Consider the following 5,050-nt stretch of genomic DNA (forward strand, 5'->3'; position numbering starts at 1 on the left):
TCCTTGCAGGTCAGGAGCACCTTTCCTATATCCCGACCTCGCTGATCAACGGCTGACGTGAAAGCCCCGGGCTAGCTGCGAGACGCCGGAGCGATCATCCGCTGCTGCTGATCACGCTTCGCAGGTACTCGGCGCTGGTGTACACGTCGGCCACCGGGCCGGCGCCGCGGGGTTCCTCGGTGAGGATGGCATCCTGCTCGAGGACGTACCAGCCGTCGTAGCCTTGCCTCCGCAGGTGCCCGACGATCGCAGCGACATCGACATCCCCGCTGCCGAGCGGGCGGTACATGCCGTCACGGACCGCCTCGGTGTAGGTGCGCCGCTCGGACTGCACCTGGCGGCCCAGGCCGAGTTCGACGTCCTTGATGTGTGTGGGCGATTGGGTGCGGTACTTGCCGGGTGAATTTGGCGGGATCGGTGCCGCCCATGGGCAGGTGACGGGTGTCCAGGCACAGGCAGATGGACGAGCCCTCGAGCACCCGCTGCACCTCGTCGCCGTTCTGGATCATCGTTCTCACATATCGATCCGGTTCAGGTTGGCCAGCAGGGTGGCCCAACCGTGCTCGTCCAAGGTGGGGCGGGTGTCGTAGCCGGCGAGCCCGCTGTCAGCGGAGAGCACCAACGTGCGCGCGCCGGTGGCCCTGTACCGCTCGAGGACCTCGATCACCTCCCGCAGCGGGTCGTGCTCGGGGCGGTGTTGCAGCAGCGGCGTGAACCCGCCGAATGGGCTGTAGTGCCGTCGTCTCAAACAGGCCATACCCCATCACCGTGGTCCGCGAGACTACGTCGACACACGCGGGATCAGACCTCGTTTCCGCGCTCAGACTGTTCCGTGTTCGGCGGGACCAAGGCGTCGACATAGGCCTCGAGATCGGCGACCCGCAACCGCGCTGCCCCTTCCACGTGGACCAGCGGTAACCTCCCCGCGGCGATAAGTCGTTCGACTGTCCGTACCGATACCCCGAGTTGTTCAGCGGCCTCTGCTTTGGTGATCAGTAGCCGCCGCACCACCGGGACATCGTGAGGCGTCCCGTAGTCACCGTTCACGCCTGACGCAGCCTGACGGGTTCTGACGTACAGCGTCAGGCACGCGGCCAACTCATCGACCATGGACGGGACCGGAAGCTCGTCCTTGCGCAGCTGCCGGATGTATCGAGTGATCGCCAGAGCTAGGTGCGTCAACACTGCCGAGGGGGTCTCCTCTGGTGTCGTCACTACTCTCTCTCTGTGGCGGCGCAAGGCAACGACACTGGGGGCCATTGACGCTCCTGTGCAGAGATGTGGCGGGGACGTCGTGCGCTGTGGAACGCTCGCGGTCTGCCACGGCGGTCCGCGGCCCGGGCTCGATCCGAAGCTGCCGCGCCAGCGTTTTACGGTGCTGAAGTCATCGGGTCGCCCCGATCAGACCCGCTCCGTTCGATGTATCCAGGCTCGAGCTGACCCACGCTGCTCCCACCGACCTAGAACGCTATAAAAAGTATGCAGGCTGGTAGACGTGCCGTCAAGGCCGGCTTATAGAACGTTCTAGCCCAGCTAGTCGACCAGGCGACGTAGGGCCGACGAGGCTTCTCACCGGCGCGTCGTCGGCCCTGCGTCGCCCGCCGAGCCGAGGCCAACGAGTGGAAGGCTCAGTGAGCCTTTCCCAGTAACGGCTGGGCCAGGTCGGTGATCATGTGGTTCGGCCGTGGTCGTGATGGAGGAGGACCAGGGCGGCGGCGGTGATGGCGCCGATGCGCCAGGGGCAGAGGCTGACCCGGCGCAGCGCCTTGAAGGACGCTTTGAGCAGCGAGTTGCCGCGCTCGGCCGGGGCGCGTGTGGCCGCGTGCAGCAGGTTGACGGCGCGCTCATCGTCGGTCAGCCGGCGACCGGCGGTGATCTTGACCGGGGTGGTCAGCGCACCGCGTTCGCCTTCGTAGCCCAGGTCGGCCAGGACGTCGTGCTGCGCGTCGGTCCACTGGGCCAACACCGGCAGCGCCTCGGCGGAGCTGCGCAACACGGTGGTGTCGTGCTCCCGACCCGGCCGCCCGTCGGAGCCGTGGGCACCGCGCACTCGCGCAGACCTTGGCGGCGCCGGGACCACTCTCGGCCGTGCCAAAGTGGTCCCGGCGCCACGACTGCCCGAGGGTTCCGCCCGGCCACGGCCCGGCTCCCCGCGCAGGCGGCGTCGGTGCCGGAGGTCCTTGGCCCGGTCTGGGATGGATGATGACGAGGTGATCCGTCGCAGCCGGGGAGTCGGGCCGCGCCTCCCGCGCCCGGCGGCCGAGTTCATGCTCCGCGTGCGCACGCGGGGCCGGTCCGCGGCCTTCCGCGCCGGCCGGATGACCGGCGCCACGGTCGCCGCCTTCCTCATCGCCCAGCTCGTCGGGCTGCACAGCCCACCTCCGATCATCGCCGCGCTTACGGCACTCCTCGTGGTGCAGGCCACCCTCACCAGCACCCTGCTCAACGGGCTGCAGCGCGTGGCGAGCGTCGTGGCCGGCGTCGCCCTGGCGGTGCTCGTCGTCGCCGTGGTCGGGCTGACCTGGTGGAGCCTCGCGGCCCTCGTCGCGGCGTCCATCGTCGTGGGGCAGCTGCTGAGACTGGGTCCACACCTGGTGGAGGTGCCCATCAGCGCGATGCTGGTCCTCGGCGTCGGCTCGGCGGGGGTGGAGTCCATCGGGGGCGGGCGGGTCGTCGAGACGCTCATCGGCGCCGCGGTCGGCATGCTCGTCAACCTGCTCTTCCCGCCCGCGGTACAGACCCGTTACGCCGGGCAAGCCGTGCACAAGTTCGCCAGCGAGATCGCCGGCCTCCTCGACGATGCTGCAGCCACCCTGTCCGCAGGACCGGTGACCGCAGAGCAGTCGACGCGCTGGCTGGAGGACGCCCGGCGCCTCAACCGGCACGCTCCCCGCGTGGACCGGGCCCTGGCCCATGCCCAGGAGAGCCGCCGCCTCAACGTGCGGGCGCTGCGGACCCCGCCGATCGGCCCGGGGATGCGGCGGGGACTGGACGCACTGGAGCACACCTCGGTGTCGCTGCGGACCCTGTTCCGCGCCCTCGACGACGCCACCCGGGAACGGACGGGAGCGGAGGATCCCGCCTACGCCGAGGCCATCCACCGGATCACCGCCAGCCTGCTGTCGCGCATGGGCACCGCGGTGCGCGAGTTCGGGAGCCTGCTTCTCACCGAGGTGGGCGCCGGTGCGGGATGGGAGCGGCAGCGACTTGCCGCGGCGCTCGACGCCCTGCGCAGCGGGCGGTCCCTGGTGCAGGACCTCCTTCACGACCCGCGCAGCCGTGCCGGTCTCTGGGAGCTCGACTCCGCTCTACTGACGACGGTCGACCGGATGCTCGCCGAGCTGGACCCCGTCGGCCGGGCCCGAAAGCCGGAGCCCCCTCCGGATCCCTCCCGAGGTCGACGCGCCGCCCGGCAGGCGGCAGAGCAGCTGCGGATCGCCCGCCGGTCACCGACCGGCGGCGCTCCCGTCCCGCCGCCCATGCTGGGCCGCGACCCGCGCTGACGACCTGCCACCCGAGCCCGGTCGGCGAGATGCGGTCCCCAGCCGGTGGACGCCTGCGGCGCCGGTACAGCCCTCGACGATGGACCGCGAGGGAGACCTGGTCCTGGTCAATGAGCAGACCCGATCGATGCTGACCGAGCGTCCCGGGAAGGGGGAGCGGCGGCGGATCGTCAACGCCTGCACCGCTCGCTCATCCGCTGCGGCTGGACGGCCAGGAGCTATAGGCGGTCTGCCACGGCCCGAACCGCTCCGGCAGCTCCCGCCACGGTGATCCGGCTAACCGGTGGGCCTGGTCGTAAACGCACACCAGCTTGGTCTGCTGACCGCCGGCGGCCTTCGAGCCGCGCAGCGTATTGCCGTCCACGGCCAGCACGGTGCGGCACGTGGCCGCCGTCGGTGCGGCCGGCTGCTGCGCCCGGGCGCGCTTGGCGGCCGGTCACCCAGGTCGTCAGCGCGGCTTCCACGGCGGTGATGTCGACCGCGGCCAGCACCCGGCGGAACGTGGCCTCCGATGGCGATACGCCACACACGCCCAGCGCCTGCGGGGCGGTCGCTGCCCACTGCGCAATCGCCACCCACGACGAGGCGCCGGCCATCACTGCCTGCAGCGCGAGCAGCAGCACCGACTGCAGACCGTGACGACGCCCCTGCCGCCGACGCGGGTCCGGCACCGCCATCAGCGCCTGCACCAGGCCGATCGAGTCGGCCGCGCCCAGCGGCCCAGAAACGGTCGCTGACGCTGGCAGCAATGCGGACAGGGAGGCCTTGACCTACGGCTGCCCCGGCGGGCAGCCATCGACGCCAGTGCTCTCAGTCCTCTGTGGTCGTGATCCGAGGTCCAGGCGGTACTGGGGGTGCGCTTCGACCAAACGTTCCGCCGCCCGGAGGATGGCCTGCAGCTCGTCATCGACGATGGCCTCGACGATCAGCGCCCGCGGGCGGAGCAGGTCGAGGTTGCGTACCCGCAGCGCCGCCATCTCCCGTAGCGCACGCCGGTGTAGGCCAGGAACAGGATCGCCAGCCGGTCCCGGTCGGCGGCCGCCGCGAGGTCGTCGACCTGCTCGCGAGTGAGGAAGAGCTGCTCGCCGCGCACCGATCGCGGCAGCGGCACGCCGAACGCGGCGTTGCGGGCCGGCTGCTGATCCGGGTGGGGACGGCGCCCACACAAGGACCGTTTGCGGCCATCACGAACCGATCGCTGTAAACGGCATATCTGCTGCTGAGGGCCAGGATTCGACTGAACCATCTGGTCAGAAGAGCGTATCGGGGGAACTTTTCATCCGCGGGTTGTGGGCTCGATCCCCACGGGGCCCACCCCAGCACGGCTCCGACCTGCGCCTTCATCGGGTTCGGCGTGCTCTGTCGGCGAGGTCGAAGGCCCCGTCCCTCGGATCCCCTCACTTTGCCGCCGGTATCGGTTGGACTGAGGGGCTGTCCTATGCGTCCTGTGTGCCGCTCTCCTGTCCCTGAGGGCGGCTGATCCGAAAATCTCCGTCAGGCCGGTCAGGCCGCGGGGTTGAGCGTGACCGCGTAGCCGAGGGCCTGCA

6 protein-coding genes and 1 pseudogene are annotated in these 5,050 nt (G+C 70.4%); 1 reads left to right on the forward strand and 6 read right to left on the reverse strand.

Going from position 1 to position 5,050, the window contains the following annotated elements:
* Positions 1-94: 94 nt before the first annotated feature.
* From HK417_RS23980 to HK417_RS23995, 4 genes and pseudogenes are all read right to left on the reverse strand, one after another.
* Entirely contained in the window at positions 95-334 is a 240-nt protein-coding gene (locus HK417_RS23980) for a hypothetical protein (RefSeq protein WP_222273072.1), read from the reverse strand.
* A gap of 180 nt (positions 335-514) precedes the next feature.
* Positions 515-757 carry a hypothetical protein gene (locus HK417_RS23985; RefSeq protein ID WP_222273075.1) on the reverse strand — a complete coding sequence of 81 codons (243 nt, stop codon included), beginning with the start codon at positions 755-757 and terminating at the stop codon, positions 515-517.
* Positions 758-801: 44 nt separating this feature from the next.
* Positions 802-1,185, reverse strand: coding sequence for a helix-turn-helix domain-containing protein (locus HK417_RS23990; RefSeq protein WP_222273078.1), 384 nt, complete (start codon positions 1,183-1,185; stop codon positions 802-804).
* Positions 1,186-1,669: 484 nt separating this feature from the next.
* Positions 1,670-2,023: pseudogene (locus tag HK417_RS23995) on the reverse strand (transposase family protein); the annotation flags it as partial.
* A gap of 187 nt (positions 2,024-2,210) precedes the next feature.
* On the opposite strand from HK417_RS23995, the gene HK417_RS24000 reads away from it, so the two are divergent.
* Positions 2,211-3,503, forward strand: a complete 1,293-nt coding sequence (locus tag HK417_RS24000) for an FUSC family protein (protein ID WP_222273081.1) — start codon at positions 2,211-2,213, stop codon at positions 3,501-3,503.
* Positions 3,504-3,721: 218 nt separating this feature from the next.
* On the opposite strand, the gene HK417_RS24005 is transcribed toward HK417_RS24000, so the two are convergent.
* Both HK417_RS24005 and HK417_RS24010 read right to left on the reverse strand, forming a co-directional pair.
* Positions 3,722-4,192, reverse strand: a complete 471-nt coding sequence (locus HK417_RS24005) for a transposase family protein (RefSeq protein ID WP_222273085.1) — start codon at positions 4,190-4,192, stop codon at positions 3,722-3,724.
* A gap of 236 nt (positions 4,193-4,428) precedes the next feature.
* Positions 4,429-4,614 carry a hypothetical protein gene (locus HK417_RS24010; protein ID WP_222273088.1) on the reverse strand — a complete coding sequence of 62 codons (186 nt, stop codon included), beginning with the start codon at positions 4,612-4,614 and terminating at the stop codon, positions 4,429-4,431.
* Positions 4,615-5,050: the final 436 nt, after the last annotated feature.

Source organism: Modestobacter marinus (genome assembly GCF_019799945.1).
GTDB lineage: Bacteria > Actinomycetota > Actinomycetes > Mycobacteriales > Geodermatophilaceae > Modestobacter > Modestobacter marinus_B.

Bases quoted from the DNA above. Each gene is read 5' to 3' on its own strand.
- HK417_RS23985 (WP_222273075.1), bottom strand. From the start codon at position 757: ATGGCCTGTTTGAGACGACGGCACTACAGCCCATTCGGCGGGTTCACG.